The organism is Streptomyces sp. TN58 (assembly GCF_001941845.1).
In the GTDB taxonomy this organism is placed as follows: domain Bacteria; phylum Actinomycetota; class Actinomycetes; order Streptomycetales; family Streptomycetaceae; genus Streptomyces.
In genome coordinates this window covers 6,298,549-6,316,318 of record NZ_CP018870.1, presented here as the reverse complement: position 1 = coordinate 6,316,318, position 17,770 = coordinate 6,298,549, and the positions used below count along the sequence as shown (strand labels likewise).

17 protein-coding genes are annotated in these 17,770 nt (G+C 72.6%); 3 read left to right on the top strand and 14 right to left on the bottom strand.

Going from position 1 to position 17,770, the window contains the following annotated elements; translation table 11 throughout:
- The 11 genes from BSL84_RS28460 to BSL84_RS28405 form a co-directional block, all read right to left on the bottom strand.
- Complete coding sequence (locus BSL84_RS28460) at positions 1 to 1,101, bottom strand: polyprenyl synthetase family protein (protein WP_376507220.1); 1,101 nt, start codon at positions 1,099 to 1,101, stop codon at positions 1 to 3.
- Positions 1,102 to 1,175: 74 nt separating this feature from the next.
- Entirely contained in the window at positions 1,176 to 2,555 is a 1,380-nt protein-coding gene (hpnE, locus tag BSL84_RS28455) for a hydroxysqualene dehydroxylase HpnE (protein WP_045321287.1), read from the bottom strand.
- 385 nt (positions 2,556 to 2,940) lie between these two features.
- On the bottom strand, positions 2,941 to 3,951 hold the full coding sequence (hpnD, locus tag BSL84_RS28445; RefSeq protein WP_030028057.1) for a presqualene diphosphate synthase HpnD: 1,011 nt from the start codon (positions 3,949 to 3,951) through the stop codon (positions 2,941 to 2,943).
- Positions 3,948 to 4,832, bottom strand: a complete 885-nt coding sequence (hpnC, locus tag BSL84_RS28440) for a squalene synthase HpnC (RefSeq protein WP_075972279.1) — start codon at positions 4,830 to 4,832, stop codon at positions 3,948 to 3,950. Before hpnC ends, hpnD begins: the two co-directional genes overlap by 4 nt.
- Positions 4,833 to 5,259: 427 nt before the next feature.
- The gene (locus BSL84_RS28435; RefSeq protein ID WP_030028061.1) at positions 5,260 to 6,042 is read right to left on the bottom strand and encodes an ABC transporter ATP-binding protein; all 783 of its coding nucleotides are present in this window, start codon (positions 6,040 to 6,042) and stop codon (positions 5,260 to 5,262) included.
- Positions 6,035 to 6,964, bottom strand: a complete 930-nt coding sequence (locus tag BSL84_RS28430; RefSeq protein WP_030028063.1) for an ABC transporter permease — start codon at positions 6,962 to 6,964, stop codon at positions 6,035 to 6,037. The genes BSL84_RS28435 and BSL84_RS28430 overlap by 8 nt, the downstream gene beginning before the upstream one ends.
- Before the next feature lie 94 nt (positions 6,965 to 7,058).
- Complete coding sequence (locus BSL84_RS28425; RefSeq protein WP_420711130.1) at positions 7,059 to 7,913, bottom strand: glycosyltransferase family 2 protein; 855 nt, start codon at positions 7,911 to 7,913, stop codon at positions 7,059 to 7,061.
- A 35-nt stretch (positions 7,914 to 7,948) separates the two neighbouring features.
- Positions 7,949 to 8,728 carry a CDP-alcohol phosphatidyltransferase family protein gene (locus BSL84_RS28420; RefSeq protein ID WP_075971454.1) on the bottom strand — a complete coding sequence of 260 codons (780 nt, stop codon included), beginning with the start codon at positions 8,726 to 8,728 and terminating at the stop codon, positions 7,949 to 7,951.
- Positions 8,706 to 9,767, bottom strand: coding sequence for an iron-containing alcohol dehydrogenase family protein (locus tag BSL84_RS28415; RefSeq protein WP_030028067.1), 1,062 nt, complete (start codon positions 9,765 to 9,767; stop codon positions 8,706 to 8,708). The genes BSL84_RS28420 and BSL84_RS28415 overlap by 23 nt, the downstream gene beginning before the upstream one ends.
- Positions 9,755 to 10,507, bottom strand: coding sequence for a sugar phosphate nucleotidyltransferase (locus BSL84_RS28410; protein WP_030028068.1), 753 nt, complete (start codon positions 10,505 to 10,507; stop codon positions 9,755 to 9,757). Before BSL84_RS28410 ends, BSL84_RS28415 begins: the two co-directional genes overlap by 13 nt.
- Positions 10,504 to 12,291 carry a DUF5941 domain-containing protein gene (locus tag BSL84_RS28405; RefSeq protein ID WP_075971453.1) on the bottom strand — a complete coding sequence of 596 codons (1,788 nt, stop codon included), beginning with the start codon at positions 12,289 to 12,291 and terminating at the stop codon, positions 10,504 to 10,506. Before BSL84_RS28405 ends, BSL84_RS28410 begins: the two co-directional genes overlap by 4 nt.
- A 393-nt stretch (positions 12,292 to 12,684) precedes the next feature.
- Between BSL84_RS28405 and BSL84_RS28400 the strand changes: the two genes are divergently transcribed.
- Positions 12,685 to 13,998, top strand: a complete 1,314-nt coding sequence (locus BSL84_RS28400) for a bifunctional class I SAM-dependent methyltransferase/N-acetyltransferase (protein ID WP_075971452.1) — start codon at positions 12,685 to 12,687, stop codon at positions 13,996 to 13,998.
- Positions 13,999 to 14,188: 190 nt separating this feature from the next.
- Positions 14,189 to 14,788, top strand: a complete 600-nt coding sequence (gene idi, locus BSL84_RS28395) for an isopentenyl-diphosphate Delta-isomerase (RefSeq protein ID WP_030033814.1) — start codon at positions 14,189 to 14,191, stop codon at positions 14,786 to 14,788.
- Positions 14,789 to 14,869: 81 nt separating this feature from the next.
- Here idi and BSL84_RS28390 read toward each other — a convergent pair whose 3' ends face one another.
- Together BSL84_RS28390 and BSL84_RS28385 are read right to left on the bottom strand one after the other, a co-directional pair.
- A complete protein-coding gene (locus tag BSL84_RS28390; RefSeq protein ID WP_030030615.1) occupies positions 14,870 to 15,400 on the bottom strand; it encodes an ATP-binding protein in 531 nt (176 codons plus the stop codon).
- A 94-nt stretch (positions 15,401 to 15,494) separates the two neighbouring features.
- On the bottom strand, positions 15,495 to 16,190 hold the full coding sequence (locus BSL84_RS28385) for an HdeD family acid-resistance protein (protein WP_051873304.1): 696 nt from the start codon (positions 16,188 to 16,190) through the stop codon (positions 15,495 to 15,497).
- Positions 16,191 to 16,276: 86 nt separating this feature from the next.
- Here BSL84_RS28385 and BSL84_RS28380 point away from each other — a divergent pair, with 86 nt between their 5' ends.
- The gene (locus BSL84_RS28380) at positions 16,277 to 17,017 is read left to right on the top strand and encodes an enoyl-CoA hydratase/isomerase family protein (protein WP_075972277.1); all 741 of its coding nucleotides are present in this window, start codon (positions 16,277 to 16,279) and stop codon (positions 17,015 to 17,017) included.
- A 7-nt stretch (positions 17,018 to 17,024) separates the two neighbouring features.
- Here the strand turns inward: BSL84_RS28380 and BSL84_RS28375 are convergent, their stop codons facing one another.
- Positions 17,025 to 17,654, bottom strand: coding sequence for a DJ-1/PfpI family protein (locus BSL84_RS28375; RefSeq protein ID WP_075971451.1), 630 nt, complete (start codon positions 17,652 to 17,654; stop codon positions 17,025 to 17,027).
- Positions 17,655 to 17,770 lie beyond the last annotated feature (116 nt).

The window sequence follows — 17,770 nt, the reverse complement described above, 5'->3', positions numbered from 1 at the left end:
TCACCTCTTGCGTACGACGACGAAGTCGGCGAGGTCCACGAGCTGTTCGCGGACCCGCTGCGGCATGTCGACGTCGTCCAGGGCGCGGATGGCGACGGCGTGCTGCCGGCGTGCCTCGTCCGCGGTCCACTGGCGGCCGCCGGCCTCCTCGATGAGGGCCGCGCGGGCCGCGAACTCCTCCTCCGAGAAGTTCTCGAAGTCGCTGCTCTTGGCGTCGGCGGCGAGCAGTTCGGCGAGCCGTTCGGAGGCCGGACCGCCTGCGGCGAGGGCGGCGACGACCGGCAGGGACTTCTTGCGCTGGCGCAGGTCGCTCCAGGTCTGCTTGCCGGTGGACTCCGGGTCGCCCCAGATGCCGAGGAGGTCGTCGACGGCCTGGAAGGCGAGGCCGAGGTGGTAGCCGTACTCCTCCAGCTTGTCGGCCGTGCGGTCGTCCGCGCCGCCGAGCACCGCGCCGATGGAGACCGCGCAGGCGAGGAGGGCGCCGGTCTTGTTGCCCTCCATCTCCAGGCACTCCTCGACGCTGACGCGCTCGCGGTGCTCGTAGGAGATGTCCTGTGCCTGGCCGTCGATGAGCTTGCGGCTGGCGGTGGTCAGCCGGCGGGTCGCGCGGCCCGCCTCCACGGTGCCCAGTTCCAGCAGGATCTCGTTGGCGAGGGCGAAGAGGGCGTCGCCGACGAGGATCGCGAGGGCCGGCCCGTGCACCTTCCAGACGGTGTCGCGGTGGCGGCGCTGCTCGTCGCCGTCCATCAGGTCGTCGTGGAGCAGCGAGAAGTTGTGTACGAGCTCGACGGCGACGGCGCCGGGGATGCCGACCTCCGGTGCGGCGCCGGCGGCCTCGGCGGAGAGGAGGGCGAGGGCGGGGCGCACGGCCTTGCCGCCGTCGCCGTCGGCCGGGTGGCCGTGGGCGTCGATCCACCCGAAGTGGTAGGCGGCGACGGTGTCCATGGGCGCGGCGAGCCGGTCCACGGCGTCGCGGAGCGCGGGGGTCGACAGCGTACGGCCGCGTTCCAGGAGGGCGACGGTGTCCGCCTTCTCCACGCCCCTTCCGGCTGTGCCCACAGTGGCATCCGTGTTCTCGACAGCCGGGTTCCCCGGGTTCACTGGCTCTCCTCTTGTTCCTGTACGTGCTGTGCTCGTGGTGCTGGTGGTGCCGGCCGTGCCGGTGGTGCTGGTCGTCATGCCGCCTCCTGCAGAGGGTGTTCGCGGTGGCGGCCGAGTGCGGCGAGTGCGGCCTGCGCCGCGCTCAGTCCGCTCCGGACGGCGCCCTCCATGGTCGCGGGCCAACCGGTGGCAGTCCACGCACCGGCGAGGTAGAGCCCCGGCGTGTCGGTCCGCGGGCCGGGCCTCAGGCGGCCGACGCCGGGTGCGGGTGCGAAGGTGGCCGTCCGCTCCCGGGTGACGAAGAAGTCCCGTACTTTGGCCCCTCGCGCGGCGGGCAGCAGCCGTTCGAGCTCGGGCAGGTACTTGGCGCGCAGCACCGAGACGGGCTCGTCGATGTCGTCCTGGGCGGCGGACTGGGACAGCGCCAGGTACTGGCCGCCGTCGGGGAGTCCGGAGGAGTCGGTGCGGTCGAAGACCCACTGGACCGGGGAGCCGAGTGCGGCGAAGAAGGGCTGCCTGAGCACCTTGCGGTCGTAGACGACGTGGACGTTGAGGATGGGTGCGGTGCCGATGTCGAGGAGCTTGTCGGGGTCGGCGAGGGCGTCGGCGGGCAGCAGGCCGTGGGCCTCGCGCTGCGGTACGGCGAGGACGACGGTGCCCGCTTCGAGGGATTCCGCCTCGGTGTCGACGCGCCAGGACCCCTCGGCGGTGCGGGTCAGGGCGGTGACGCGGGTGCGCAGTTCGGTCCGTACCCCGGCCGCGTCGAGCTGCTTGCGGGCGAGGGTGTCGTGCAGGACGCCGAGCGGGACGTGGGCCCAGCCGATGTCGGCGGCGCTCTTCTCGGAGAGCAGGCCGGTCTTGAAGACCATGGCGGCCAGGCCCAGCGAGGAGTGTGCGGCGGTGGCGTTGAGGGTGGCGACGCCGACGAGGTCCCACAGGGCCTCGATGGTGCGGGCGGACTGCCCGTAGCGGCCGAGCCAGGTCGCGAAGTCCAGTCCGTCCAGCGCCGGGTCCGCCGGATCGAGGCGGCGCAGCGCGAGGGCGGCGCGGCCCACGCTCGCGCGCTCGGCGAGCGACATGTGCGGGTAGCGGGCGAGGGCCCCGGCGAGGTGCAGGGGCACGGGCAGGCCGCCGCGCCGCAGGCGTCCCAGGCGCGGCCCGCCGGGGTGGGCGACGTCGAGGACGGGTACGTCGAGCCGGTCCTGGAGGGGGGCGAGGGCTGCGCCGTCGACGCGGTCGAGGAACCACCGGTAGGCGGTGCAGCATCTCAGGTAGACGTGCTGGCCGTTGTCGACGTCAAGGTCGCCGCGCTTGAAGGAGAAGGCGAGCCCGCCGAGGCGGGGGCGGCCTTCGAGCAGGGTGACGCGCAGTCCGGCGTCGGCGAGTTGGAGGGCGGCCGTGACTCCGGCGAGTCCGCCGCCGACCACGACGGCGTGCTGGTCGGTACCCGTCATGCGCCCTCCCCCGTGGTGCGGTGGCCCTCCGGGCCGGTCTGCGGGTTCCGGGCGGACGGGCCCGCAACCCTCGTGGACTCCCGCCACTCCCGCGACTGTCCCGACTCCCGCGCGGCCCGGCCGCGGTCCGCGGGGAGAGACGCGCCCGCCGTCGGCGTGGTTGCCCGGGTCGGCGTGCGGCCGGGGCGGCGCGCCGGGGTCGTACGCCGGAGGTCGTCGGCGTACGCCGGGTGTGCGCCCGCCGGCGCCCCGGGGACGCCGGCCGCGGCGGCGGGCCCGCCCCCGGCCTGCGGGGCGGCGCATGGCGCCGGGCGGGCGGCCTCCGGGGCGGTCGGCAGGGTGTGGCGGCCCGCGGCGCCCGGCCGGGCCGACGTGGTCGGGGGCGTCACATGCGCCTCCGGACGGCCTGGCGGGAGACGGTCCGCGCGTCGAGGCCGGACAGGCCGCGCACGGCGACGTAGGCCTTCTCGTGCGGCGGCAGCGAGACGCGGCCACGCAGGACGGCCTCCGGCTCCCGCTCGATGCGGTCGAGGAGGCGCCGGTAGATGCCGGCCATGGCGGCGACGCAGGCCCCGCTGCGCCGGTCGAGCATCGGCAGCAGCCGGTAGCCCTCGGCGAAGAGGGCGCGGGCGCGCCGGACCTCGTGGTGGACCAGTCCGGCGAAGTCGGCTCCGGCGGGGAGCCGGCCGTCCCGGAAGCCTTCCGGGCAGCCGAACTTGGCGAGGTCCTCCGCGGGCAGGTAGGTGCGTCCGTTGGCGGCGTCCTCGCGGACGTCGCGGAGGATGTTGGTGAGCTGGAGGGCGAGGCCGAGGGTGTCGGCGTACTCGGCGGCGCGCGCGGCGTCGGAGCTGCCCGGGCCACCCCGTGCGCCCGGTGCGCCCGGGCCACCCGGTGCGTTGACCGTGCCGAAGACGCCGAGGGAGAGCCGTCCGATGGCTCCGGCGACGCACCGGCAGTAGGTCTTCAGGTCGTCCCAGGTCTCGTAGGTCTCGCCGCGGACGTCCATCAGCACGCCGTCGATGAGCTCGTCGAGCCCGCCGAGCGGGATCGGGAAGCGGCGGGCGGCGTGCGCCAGCGCGACGGCGACGGGGTCGGTGTCGTCCTCGTCGACCTCGCCGGCCCGGATCCGCCCGAGGACGGCGCGGGTCTCCTCCAGGCGCGCGAACTTCGCCTCGCCGGGCAGCGTGCCGTCGCCGATGTCGTCGACCCGCCGGGAGAAGGCGTAGAGCGCGGACATCGCATGGCGCTTGTCGGTGGGCAGCAGCCGGATTCCGTACGCGAAGTTGCGCGCCTGTGAACCGGTGACGGCCTCGCAGTAGCTGTAGGCCGCCGAGACCGGTGCGGACACCGCGGTCGGGGCGGACGCGTGTGTGGGGCCCTCCACGGTCGGGCTCACCTCTTTCTCGGCGCTGTGCGCAGGACGGCTGCAACCTCGCGGAGCAGACCGCTCTTGGTCGGTTTGGGCGGGCCGGGCAGGACGTCGAAGCCGGCGGCGGTGACGGCTCGTACGGCTGCCCGCCCCCCTCCCACGAAGCCCGCGAGCAGCAGCCGGAGCCTGCCGTGCACGCTGCCCACGAGCGGGACGCCGTCGTCCAGCAGCGTGGTGGCGCGCTCGGCTTCGTACGCGACCAGTGCGCGTACGGAGGCGCCGGCGGAGGGGGCCGCCAGGTCGGCCTCGGACACGTGGAAGCGCCGCATGTCCTCGGCGGGCAGGTAGATCCGGTCGCGGCCCAGGTCCTCGGCCACGTCCTGGACGTGTTCGACGATCTGGAGACCGGTGCAGACGGCGTCGGAGAGGCGGACGCGCTCGGGCGTACTGGTACCGGTGAGGGACAGCACGAGGCGGCCGACCGGGTTGGCGGACAGCTCGCAGTAGGCGAGGAGGTCACCGTACGTCTCGTAGCGGGTGACGCGCTGGTCCTGGCGGTTGGCCTCGATGAGTCCGAGGAAGGGCTCGGGGGTCAGGCCGTGGGCGCGCACCACGGGCCTGAGGGCGAGGAGCAGGGGGTGGCGCGGGGGGCCGTCCGCGGAGCCGAACACGCGCAGCAGGTCGGTCTCGAAGGCGTCGAGCATGGCGAGCCGGTCGTCGGCCGCGGCCGGGTCGAGGCCGAGGAGCACGGCGTCGCGGCCGCCGGGGGCGAGGTCGCCGTCGCCGATGTCGTCGACGAGGCGGGCGTAGCCGTAGACGGCGGTCAGCCCGTCGCGCCAGGCGCGGGGCAGGAAGGCGGGGGCGACGGGGAAGTTCTCCGCCGCCGCCTTGTCGAGGGTGGCGCTCACGTGGACCGTGTCGGAGAGGGGTCGGGTGCCGTGCCCCGGGTTCACCGCCCGCCGCCCGGGGCGGGGACGGCCGCCGTCCCTGGGGGCCGGAGAATTCCCGTAGCCATCGCCGTCACATCTCCCGTTCTACACTGCCGACCCAATACATCCTATTTCGGACACGCCGCCGGGCTTTTACCGGGGCCGTCTCGGGCCGTTCACCTGCGGGGAATCGTCCCCTCTTGCCGCGATTCAGGACCGCATCAGCTTACGCTGTGGAACCTCGCGGAGGCCGCTCGGGTATTCGCCGCGCCACCGAAATGTCGTCGCGCAATACGAGAACCGGACCGGACTTTCGAAACACACCCCAAGGCCCCCGCCGTTCTGTGCGGCGGGGGCCTTCGGTGAAGCGGGCAGGCGCCTCGCGGGACGCCGCGCTGGCCGGTGGTCAGCCGTTGGTCGCCTTCTCGTAGGCCGAGACGACCTCCTCCGTGGGGCCGTCCATCAGGAGCTCGCCCTTCTCCAGCCACAGCACCCGGTCGCAGGTGTCCCGGATCGACTTGTTGTTGTGGCTGACGAGGAAGACGGTGCCGGCCTTCTCCCTGAGTTCCTTGATGCGGTTCTCCGAACGCACCTGGAAGGCGCGGTCACCGGTGGCCAGCGCCTCGTCGATCATCAGGACGTCGTGGTCCTTGGCCGCCGCGATGGAGAAGCGCAGACGCGCCGCCATGCCGGAGGAGTAGGTGCGCATCGGCAGGGAGACGAAATCGCCCTTCTCGTTGATGCCGGAGAAGTCGACGATGCTCTGGTACCGCTGCTTGATCTGCTCGCGGCTCATCCCCATGGCGAGACCGCCGAGGACGATGTTGCGCTCGCCCGTGAGGTCGTTCATCAGCGCGGCGTTCACGCCCAGCAGCGAGGGCTGGCCGTCGGTGTAGACCTTGCCCTCCTCGCAGGGCAGCAGGCCGGCGATGGCGCGCAGCAGGGTGGACTTGCCGGAGCCGTTGGAGCCGATGAGGCCGATGGCCTCGCCGCGGTAGGCGGTGAAGGAGACGCCGCGCACGGCGTGGACGCGGCGGACGCCCGGGGCGTCGCCCTTCCGCCGGCGCACGATCTTGCTGAGCGCGGCGGTGGCCGCGCCCTTGCCGCTGCTTCCGGTGTTGACGCGGTAGACGATGTGGACGCCGTCCGCGATCACGGTGGGGACGCGCCCCTGGGTGTTGTCAGCCACGGCCGTAACGCTCCTCAGACTTCCAGAAGTACACGAAGCCGCCGAGGCCGATCAGGACGGCCCAGCCCACGGCGAAGAGCCACACGTGCGGGGGCAGGTTGCTCGCGGTGTAGTCGTCGATCAGCGCGAACCGGATGAGGTCCATGTAGATCGCGACCGGGTTCCACAGCAGGACGTCGCTGATCCACTGCGGCTGGTCCTTGAGGTAGATCCCGATCGGGAACATGACACCGGAGGCGTACATCCACGTACGCATCACGAACGGCATCAGCTGCGCGAGGTCGGGGGTCTTGGACCCCATCCGCGCGAAGATCATGGCGAGGCCGGTGTTGAAGACGAACTGCAGGGCCAGCGTCGGGATCACCAGCAGCCAGGAGAGCCGCGGGTAGTTGCCGAACGTGAGGGCGATCACGAAGACGACGACCATCGAGTACAGCAGCTGCTGGAGCTGCTGGAGCGAGAAGGACACCGGCAGGGAGGCGCGCGGGAAGTGCAGCGCGCGCACCAGTCCGAGGTTCCCCGAGATCGCCCGGACGCCCGCCATCACGGAACTCTGCGTGAAGGTGAAGACGAAGATGCCCATGACCAGGAACGGGACGTAGACGTCCTTGGGCATCTCCCGGCCGGCCTGGAGGATCAGGCCGAAGATCAGCCAGTAGACCAGCGCGTTCAGCAGCGGGGTCGCCACCTGCCAGACCTGGCCGAGCTTCGCCTGGCTGTACTGCGCGACCAGCTTGGCCCGGGAGAACGCCATGATGAAGTGGCGCCGGCCCCAGAGCTGCCGCACGTACTCGCCCAGACCGGGCCGGGCGCCGCTGACCGAGAGGCCGTACTTCCTGGCCAGCTCCGCGGCGCTGAGCCCCGCGTCTGCGGACGGCGGCCTGCTCGTGGCGAGGGCGCCGTCGTGGGTTGTGTCACTCACAAGTTGAAACTTTCGTCTTCAAGATGCGGCCAGGTGGGCATCAGGCTGGTGGCTCGAAGCCCGTGATCGCGTCATGTTCCCAGACGCGGGCTGGTCAGATGACAGGAGGTCGGCCCAGGCGGGTCAACCGCCAGACCGTACGCCATCTCATCGGGCGGCGCGGTCCGCAGGGAGTGGTCCATCCCTCGCGGAACCCGCCGAACCAGGCCTTGAGCGCGGGTCCCGAGGGCTTCCGTACGAGCGTCAGCAGGAGCCAGACGCCCAGGTAGACCGGTACCAGCGGTGCGGGCAGGTTGCGGCGGGCGAGCCACACCCGGTTACGGGCCACCATACGGTGGTACACCGCGTGCCGGGAGGGGGCGGTCGTCGGGTGGAGCAGCACCATGTCCGCGCGGTAGTCGATCAGCCACCCCGCGTCGAGCGCGCGCCAGGCGAGGTCGGTCTCCTCGTGAGCGTAGAAGAACTCCGCCGGCAGGGCGCCGACCTGCTCGAACACGGTGGTGCGGACGGCGTTGGCGCCGCCCAGGAAGGTGGTCACGCGGGAGGACCGCATCGGGTCCGAGGCCCGCAGGCGCGGCACGTGGCGTCGCTGGGTCCGCCCGGTGTCCGGATCGGCGATCCGGAAGCTGACGATCCCCAGCGCGGGGTCCTCGGCGAAGGCCCGGCGGCACAGCTCGGCGGTGTCGGTGCGCTCCAGCAGTCCGTCGTCGTCGAGGAAGAGCAGCACGTCCACGTCGCGGCCGCCGGGGCCGAAGGCCTCGATGCCGACGTTGCGGCCGCCCGGGATGCCGAGGTTCTCGGGCAGGTCGACGGAGCGGACGCCCGGCGGCAGGTCGGCCACTTCGGCGACCTTGACGCCCTGTCCGACGACGACGACCTCGACCGGGTCGCCGTCCTGCCGGGCCACCGAGTCCAGGAGCGCCTTGAGCTCGTCGGGCCGGTTGCCCATGGTGATGATCACGGCGCCCAGCCGCAGCGGGGCGCTCACTTGAGCCTGCTGGAGGCGAGGATCGACACCAGGTGCAGCACGGTCTGGAGCATCGCGATGCCCGCGAGGACGGCGACGCCGACCCGGGACCAGTACAGGTCTCCGCGCATCTGGTCGAGGACGGCCAGCACCAGGATGAGCAGCGAGGCCTCGATGCCGAGGATCAGCCGGTGGAACTTGAGCGCGGCGGCGGCGCGGCGCGCGAGGGCCATGCCCTTGGCGCGCGGCTCGGCGGCGGCGTCCTTGACCACGGGCTTGCCGGCCTGGTGGCGGGCGACGCCGACCAGGTCGGTCTCGGCCTTGATCAGGATGGCGCCGAGCCCCGCGAGGGTGCCCAGGAAGGCCCACAGCCAGTCGGCACCGCCGGTGCCCCACAGGTCGGCGGCGCGCAGGCCGAAGCCGACCAGGACGGCCGCGTCGCACAGGTAGGCGCCGACCCGGTCCAGGTAGACCCCGGAGAGCGAGTACTGCTTCTTCCAGCGGGCGACCTCGCCGTCGACGCAGTCGAGCAGCAGGTACATCTGGACCGCGACCACGCCGAGGACGGCGCCCCAGACACCCGGCACCAGCAGGGCCGGGAGGGCGAGGACGCCGGCGAGGGTCATCAGGTAGGTCAGCTGGTTGGGCGTGACCTTCGTGGTGACCAGGAAACGGGTGATGCGCAGGGAGATCTCGCGCATGTAGAGGCGCCCGCCCCAGTGCTCGCCGCTGACCCGGTCCTTCACGCCCGCGGGGTGGACGACGGGCCTCAGTTCAGCTACGGATGGTCTTGGCATAGTCGGCGTAAGCGTCCCTGATCTCGGCGGCGGACAGGTTGAGGTGCTCCAGGATGGTGAAGCGTCCCGGGCGGGTCTGGGGGGCGTACTCGACGGCCGCGACGAACTCGTCGACGCTGAAGCCGATCTCCTCCGGCGCCACCGGCAGGCCGTGGCGGCGCAGCACCTCCACGAAGTGGCCGGCCGCGTTCGCGGAGCCGCGCAGGTGCATCGCGAAGGCCGCCCCGATGCCGACCTGCTCGCCGTGGAGCGCGGAGCGCCCCGGGTAGAGCAGGTCGAAGGCGTGGCTGATCTCGTGGCAGGCGCCGGACGAGGGGCGCGAGTCCCCGCTGATCGACATGGCGATGCCGGAGAGCACGAGCGCCTCGGAGAGCACGGTGAGGAACTCGTCGTCGCCGCAGCCGCCGGGGTGGCGCAGCACGGACTCGCCGGCGGTACGGGCCATGGCGGCGGCCAGGCCGTCCACGGGCTCGCCGGTGGTCTCGTGCGAGAGCTCCCAGTCGGCGATCGCGGAGATGTTGGAGATGGCGTCGCCGATGCCGGCGCGGATGAACCGCACCGGGGCTTCCTTGATCACGTCGAGGTCGATCACCATGGCGATCGGGGTGGGGACGCCGTAGGAGCCGCGGCCGTTGTCGTTGTCCAGGATGGACACCGGCGAGCAGATGCCGTCGTGCGAGAGGTTGGTGGCGACGGCCACCATGGGCAGCCCGACCCGCGCCGCGGCGTACTTGGCCACGTCGATGATCTTGCCGCCGCCCAGGCCGACGACGGCGTCGTAGCGGCGGCCCTTTATGTCGTCGGCCAGCTTGACCGCCGAGTCGATGGTGCCGTCGACGACGGCGTACCAGTCGGCGTGCGGCAGCACGGGCTCCAGCCTGGCGCGCAGCGCCACGCCGGAACCTCCGCTGATCGCGATGGCGAGCTTGCCGGAGGCGGAGATCCGCTGGTCGGCGAGGAGGCCGGCCAGGTCGTCCATCGCCCCGCGCGTGATGTCGACGACGACGGGCGAGGGGATGAGCCTCGTCAGTACTGGCATGCGATCGTCCGGCCCTTGGCGAGGTCGTCGTGGTTGTCGATCTCGACCCACTTGACGTCGCCGATGGGGGCCACGTCGACGGTGAAGCCGTCGTTGACGAGCTGCTGGTAGCCGTCCTCGTAGTACAGGTCCGGGTCGCGCTCGAAGGTGGTCTTCAGCGCCTCGGCGAGGGCCTCGGCGGCCTCGGCCTCGATCAGCGTGACGCCGATGTACTCGCCGGTGGCGTCGGCGGGGTCCATCAGCTTGGTGATCTTCTGAACGCCCTTGCCGTCGGCGGTGACGACCTTCATCTCCTCGTCGGCCAGGCTCTTGACCGTGTCGAGAGCGAGGATGATCTTCCGGCCGTCGCCGCGGGCGGCGAGGAGGGTCTTCTCGACGGAGACCGGGTGGACGGTGTCGCCGTTGGCGAGGATCACACCGCGCTTGAGGACCTCACGGGCGCACCACAGGGAGTAGGCGTTGTTCCACTCCTCGGCCTTGTCGTTGTCGATCAGCGTGATCTTCAGTCCGTACTTGGCCTCCAGCGCGGCCTGGCGCGCGTAGACGGCCTCCTTGCGGTAGCCGACGACGATCGCGACCTCGGTGAGGCCGACCTCGGCGAAGTTGCCGAGGGTCAGGTCGAGGACCGTCAGGCTCTCCTCGTCGCCCTCGGGGCCGACGGGCACGAGGGCCTTGGGCAGGGTGTCGGTGTAGGGACGCAGGCGGCGTCCCGCACCGGCAGCGAGGACAAGGCCGATCATGCTGGTTCTCCTTCGTCATGTACGGCGGGTGCCCCGGAGGAGACCCAGAAGCGGATGCTCTCCACGAGCACCACCAGTGCCACGAACACGGCCAAGGCCGTGAGCGCGACGGGGAAGTCCGATGCGCGGTCCGCGAGGACGGCGGCCAGGACCGCGGTCAGCAGGACCCGGCCCTCGTGGCCGCCGATCGTCCGCACCAGCCAGTGCGGGGGCGCGCCGGTGCCGCCGCGGATGCGGTACACCGTGTCGTAGTGATGGTAGGCGACCGCCGCGATCAGGCCGAATGCCGCGGGAAGGGCCCCGGGGACGTCCGCCTTGGCGGCGAGCGCGAGGACCGTCACGTATTCGGCCGCGCGGAACAGCGGCGGGATCAGCCAGTCGAGCGCGCCCTTGAGGGGGGCGGCGACGGCGAGACCGGCGGTCATGACGTAGAGCACGGCCACGGCGATCAGCCGCGGATCGCCGAAGGGGAGGTACAGGGCGGCGCCGGTCATCAGCACGGTGCCGAGGGCGGCGACGTACACGGATCCGAAGGATCCGGCGCGGCCGCGCAGCAGCCGGGCCTGGAGCTCGGCGAGCGGGCCGGAGTCGGCGAGGTCGGCGAGTGCCTGGGCGGCCCGGTCGGTGCGCCGCGCCTTGCGGGTCAGGGACCGCAGCACGCGGCCGGCCGTGGTGTAGAGCGCGCCGAAGGCGCAGCCGGCGATCAGGGCGTAGAAGACGATCCGGGGGGTGGTGAGGGCGGTCAGGACCGCGATCATCGCCCAGCGCTCACCGATCGGCAGGATGATCATCCGTCGGACCCAGACCGTCCAGCCGACGCTGTCGAGGCGGTCGGAGAGGGCGGCCGTCGGGCTGGTGTTGGCGGTGGCGTCGTGGTTGGCCTCGTTGAAGGAGAAGTCCACGACGTGCCGGCAGGTCATGAGGATCATGGCGCCGAGGGCGAGGCCCCAGACGTCGTCGCCGCCCCGGGCCGCGCCGAGGGCGAGGCCCGCGTAGAAGGAGTACTCCTTCGCCCGGTCGAAGGTGGCGTCGAGCCAGGCGCCCATCGTCGAGTACTGCAGGGAGTAGCGGGCGAGCTGCCCGTCCGTGCAGTCCAGGACGAAGGAGACGATCAGCAGGGCACCGGCCGCGACATAGCCCCAGCGCTCGCCCGTGGCGGCGCAGCCGGCCGCGATCAGCGCGGTGATCAGGGAGGCGGTGGTGACCTGGTTCGGGGTCAGGCCGCGGCGCGCGCACCAGCGGGCGATGTAGCGCGAGTACGGGCTGATGCAGAAGGTGGTGAAGAACCCGTCGCGGGACTTCACTGCGGAGCGGAGCCGTACGGCCTCCTCGTCCACGGCGGCGACGGCTGCTACGGCCGCGGCGCGTTCACCCGCGCCGGCGGGGACGGCGGCGACCAGGCTGCCGAGCTCGGGCCGCTGGACGGTGGTGCCGGCGGCCTCGACGGCGGCCGCGAGCCGGTCGGCGTACGGGCCGGTTCCGGCGGCGCCCTCGGTGGCGACGGCCTTGTCCAGCGCCTCCCGGGCACCGGCCTGCACGGAGAGCGCGCCGGTGACGGCGCAGGCGTCGAAGCGCGGGTCGGTCAGCGCGAGCCGCAGGGCGTGGACGTGCCCGACGAAGGCGGTGTCCACGACGGCCACCCGCTGGTCGGCGGGTACGCCGGCCAGTGCGGCGGCGGCGTCCTGGGGACCGGCGGCCGGGCGGACCTCGAAGCCGAGGGAGCGGAGCTCGTCCGCGAGCGGCGATCCGGGGACCGGCAGGCCGGTGAGGATGACGGTCGGCAGACGAACTCACTCCTTGTGACGGGTTCCGAACGGGCGCGCCCGTTCGGGCGGCGGCACGTCGGCAGAGGCTATCGGATGAACGGAAGCAGGTTTTCATCACCCGTTTGCGCCCCGATGAGCCGAATATCCGGGCTCCGGGCCTGGTCGTGATCATCATCGGTGATCACGACGCCGTACCACAAACGGCGCGGATGTTACGGTGGGCACGCCCCTGAAGGTGTCGAGTGGGAAGAGGTGGGTTGATGACCGTCGCAGTGGTCGCGGCCGAGCGCTGCGAACTCCGGTGCATCCCCCTTTCCCCCCGGGCGACCGGCCGGGCCTGATCCACCGTTCCCGCGGCGTGCGCCGAGGGGAGCCCCAGATCGGCCGGAGCCCCTTTTCTCAGGGTTCACGTTGACCGACGACACCGATTTCACCGTCACCACCACCGACGCCGACACCGAGGCGTTCTTCACCCTTCACCACGGACTGCCCCGGCAGGCTCCGGGCTCCGACGCGAGCACCCGCCGCCTGCTGTCCCTGTGCGGACCCCTGCCCGAGCGGCCCCGCGTCCTGGACCTGGGCTGCGGTCCCGGCCGCAGCACGCTGCTGCTCGCCGCCGAGGCGGGCGGAGCGGGCCGCGGCGGCGCCGAGGTGACCGCCGTCGACCTGCACGCCCCCTTCCTCGACGAGCTCCGTACGGCCGCCGCTGCCCGCGGGCTCGCCGACCGGGTCCGCACCGTCGAGGCGGACATGAACGCGCTCCCCGCCGAGGATTCGGGGGACGGCTCCTTCGACCTCGTCTGGGCGGAGGGCTCCGCCTACATCGTCGGATTCGACACCGCGCTCGCGCGGTGGAGGCGGCTGCTCGCCCCGGGCGGCACGCTCGTGCTGACCGAGTGCGAGTGGACGGCCCCGGAGCCGTCCGCCGGAGCGCGCGCCTTCTGGGACCCGCACTACGCGCTGCGCTCCACCGCCGGCAACATCGCTGCCGCCCAGGCCGCCGGGTACCAGTTGCTCGGCGTGCACCACCTGCCCGACTCGGACTGGGACGAGTACTACGTGCCGCTCGCCGAGCGGGCCCGCGCCCACGAGCCGGCCGCGTCCCCCTCCATGGCGCGGGCACTGGCCGCCACCCGCGAGGAGCTGGCCGTACGGGCCCGTCACGGGCACGAGTACGGCTACACCGGCTATGTCCTGCGGCCGGTGGCGGCCGGTGGCGGCGGCGCCTGGCCGGCCCGGCCGGAGACCGCGGCGGACATCGCCGCCGTGCGGGCCGTCAACCTGGCGGCCTTCGAGACCCCGCTGGAGGCGGATCTCGTGGACGCCCTGCGCGCGGACGGCTCCTGGCTGCCGGGGCTGTCGTACGTGGCCGAGGCCGCCGACGGGTCCGTCGCCGCGCACGCCCTGCTCACCCGGTGCGAGGTCGGCGGCGCCCCGGCGCTGGCACTGGCCCCGGTGGCCGTCGATCCGGCGTACCAGCGCTCGGGGGCCGGCAGTTCGGTCGTACGGGCCCTGCTGGCGGCGGCCCGGGAGCGGGGCGAGTCGCTGGTGGTGGTCCTGGGGCATCCGTCCTACTACCCGCGCTTCGGATTCGTGGAGGCGTCGAGGTTCGGGATCCGGGCGCCTTTCGAGGTTCCGGACGAGGCCATGATGGCCCTGGTGCTGGACGGCAGCGTCCCGGTCCCGGCGGGCACGATCGCGTATCCGGCCCCGTTCGGAGTCTGACGCGCCTGAGCGGTGTGTGACGTGTCCGCCCCGCGTCGCCGGGGTCCTGACCGGGCCCGGGGGTGTCCTGCCGATCGGCAGGACACCCCCTAACACGCGACGGGGGGCGGACATGCGCGGTTCTCCGAAGTGGGGACAAGCCTCTTTTGTACGGCAGACTGAAGGCCGAAGTCCGAAGCGAAGGATGGGTATGCCGACCACACCAGCCACCGCCGCGAACAGCGCGTCCCACGGCACCGGTACTCAAGAACCGATCATGCTCGAACTGGTCGACGAGTCCGGCAACACCATCGGCACGGCGGAGAAGCTCTCCGCCCATCAGGCTCCCGGGCAGCTGCACCGGGCGTTCTCCGTGTTCCTGTTCGACGAGCAGGGGCGTCTGCTGCTCCAGCAGCGGGCCCTCGGGAAGTACCACTCGCCGGGCGTCTGGTCGAACACCTGTTGCGGCCACCCCTACCCCGGCGAGTCCCCGTTCGCGGCGGCGGCCCGGCGGACCCACGAGGAGCTGGGGCTGTCCCCCTCGCTGCTCGCGCAGGCGGGAACGGTGCGCTACAACCACCCTGACCCCGCGTCGGGGCTCGTGGAGCAGGAGTTCAATCACCTGTTCGTGGGACTTGCGCAGGCTGCCGTGCGGCCGGATCCGGAGGAGGTCGGGGACACCGCCTTCGTCACCGCCGAGGAGCTGGCGAAGCGGCATGCCGAAGCGCCGTTCTCGGCCTGGTTCATGACCGTGCTGGACGCGGCGCGGCCCGCGATCCGCGAGCTGACCGGCGACGCGGCGGGCTGGTAGCCCGTACTCCGCCTCCGGCCCTGGACTCCGGCTCCGGTCTCCCTCTGGCCTGCCCGCCTCCGCCGCCCCTCCGTCCGCCGCTCAGCGGGCGGTCGGCGGGGCGGCGAGCGGGAGGGCCGCCCAGATGACCTTGCCGCCGGTCGAGGTGTGCTCGACGTCGCAGACCCCGCCGTGCTCCAGGGTGACCTCCCGGACGAGCAGCAGGCCGCGGCCGCCGGTCTGGCCGAAGTCGGCCTCCAGCGCCTTGGGGCGGTAGGGGTGGTTGTCCTCGACGGCCACCCGGACCCACTCGCGGCCGATCGCGACCTCGACCGCGACCTCGGGCGAGAGCAGGGCCGCATGCCGGACGGAGTTCGTCACGAGTTCGGAGACGATCAGGAGCAGCGAGTACACGAGGTCCTGATGGGCCGGCACCCCCTGGCGCCCGAGCAGGTCCCGGACGGCCCGGCGGGCCTGCGGAACGGATTCTTCAACTGCGGGAGCGGTGAACCTCCACACGCCCTCGTAGGCGAGGGGGCCGGCCGGAGCTCCCGGCGCCCCCTGCTCGGCTTGCGGGCCGCTCCCGCTGGCGTCCATCTTCCGGCCCCCGTCTTCACGCTCGATCGTCTCCACGCGACAAGAGTGGGGAAAGGGCGGGTGCGGGCCGCGCTGCTGACCAGAAGTCAGCACCAATCGGACGCTTTATGACCACCGGCTTATGACAGCGTCAGTTGTTGGTCTGTTCCTGATCTTCCGGCGGACGCTTCTCGGCCGCCTCGCGCTTCCCCCGCCCGCCGCCGGCCTCCGTCCCCTCCGCCGCCCCCGCCTCGTCTTCCCTGACCAGGCCCAGGATGCGGCGCGCCCCCAGGCCCATGGCGATGAGGCTCAGGCCGTCGAACAGCAGGGCGAGCGAGAAGAAGGTTCCGATCACGTACAGACTGTTGCCTGGCCACTCGGAGAGGACCAGGAAGCCGAGCAGCACGCCGAAGGCCCCTTGAACGAGCGCGAGCCCGAAGTTCGCTCCGCGTACCACCAGCGCGCCGACCAGCCGGAACAGTCCGCCGGTGAGGAAGAGCAGGGCCGCGAACATGGTCAGCGCCTCGGCGCTCGCCTCCGGGCGGCGCAGGATCACGAAGCCCGCCGCGATGTTGATCGCGGCGACGATGACGGCGAGCCAGAAGTAGCTGCTCCCCCGCGACTGCACCGCCTGCACGAGACCGACCACGCCGCCGATGAGCAGCAGCCAGCCGAAGAGGAACATCGAGGTGAGGGTGGCCAGGCCCGTGTGGACGAGGCCGACGAGGCCGGCCAGCACGAGAAGCACCCCGAGCACGGCCATCAGCCCGAAGCTGCGGTTGACCTTCTTCTCCCGCTGCGCTTCCCGGTTCCCTGCCGCGGTGCGCGGCGCGCGGTCTGCGCCCATGGACGTGCCACCTCCTCGCACCCCCGAGGACTCCCCTGATCATAGGATTCACCACCCGGGATAGCATCCGGCGCATGGACGCAGCCCTGGACGCAACCCTTCTGCACACGGTCTCCGACGGGGTCGCCACCGTCGTCGTCTCGCACCAAGCCAAGCGCAACGCGATGACCTCCGCGATGTGGCGGGCGCTCCCCGGCCTGCTGGACGGCCTGGCGGGCGACCCGGCCGTACGGGCGCTCGTCCTGACCGGGGCCGGGTCGACGTTCTGCGCGGGCGCGGACATCTCCTCCCTCACCGGGGACGACGACCCCCGGGCTCTGGCCGTGGCCGCGGAGGAGGCCCTGGCGGCCTTCCCCAAGCCGACGCTGGCGGCGATCCGCGGGTTCTGCGTGGGCGGCGGCAGCCAGCTCGCGGCCGCCTGCGACCTGCGCTTCGCCGAGGAGGGTGCCTCCTTCGGGGTGACCCCGGCGAAACTGGGCGTCGTCTACCCGGCGTCCTCCACGCGCCGGCTCGCCTCCCTGGTGGGCCCGGCCTGGGCCAAGTACCTCCTCTTCTCCGCCGAGCTGATCGACGCGGAGCAGGCGCTGCGCGCCGGCTTCCTGAACGAGCTCCTGCCGGCCGGGCGGCTGGACAAGCGTGTCGCCGAGTTCACCCGGGTCCTGGCCTCCCGCTCGCAGCTGACGCAGGCGGCGGCCAAGGAGTTCGCGGACGGCCGTACGGACCGGGACGGGTACTGGGAGGCGCAGGCGGCCGGGAGCGGCGACACCGCCGAGGGGGTCGCCGCGTTCCTGGAGCGCCGCGCTCCGCGCTTCACGTGGTCGCCGTGACGGCCGGCTAGCCGGGCGCGTTGTTCCCGCGCAACCGCGCGACGAGGTCGGCCGGGGCCTTGTCGGGCGAGCCGGCGTCGTAGGGCGGCTGGGGGTCGTACTCGGTCATCAGCTGGACGGCCTGGGCGAAGTCGTCTCCGGCGATGCGGCCGAGCAGGGTGAGCCCCATGTCGATGCCGGAGGACACCCCGGCCGCGGTCACGTACTTCCCGTCGAACACCACGCGTTCGCCGGTGGGGTGGGCGCCGAGTTCGGGCAGCCGGTCCAGGTAGAGCCAGTGGCTGGTGGCCCGCCGTCCCTCCAGGAGGCCGGCCGCGGCCAGCAGCAGGGACCCGGTGCACACCGAGGTGGTCCAGGTGCTGGTGGCGTCCACGGCACGCAGCCAGTCCATGACCACGGGGTTGGCCATCTCACGTTCGGGGTGCGGCCCGCCGGGCACGAGGACGACGTCGGGCCGGGTGACCTCGTCGAGCCCCTTGTCGGCGACGAGTGCGAGGGCCCCGTTGTCGGTGCGTACGGGCCCGGGCCGCTCGGAGACGAAGACGACCTCGGCGCCGGTGAGCCGGCCGAGGGTTTCGAACGGGCCGACGGCATCGAGGGCGGTGAAGCGGTCGTAGAGCAGTACGGCGATCTGCATGGCTCCTCCGGAGCGGTCGAACGGCTGCGGCCCGGTCCCCGCGCCCCCCGCACCCGAGCCCGTGGCAACGTACCGTGTCCACCCGACCGCACCGGGTCATCCCGGCTCGACCGTCA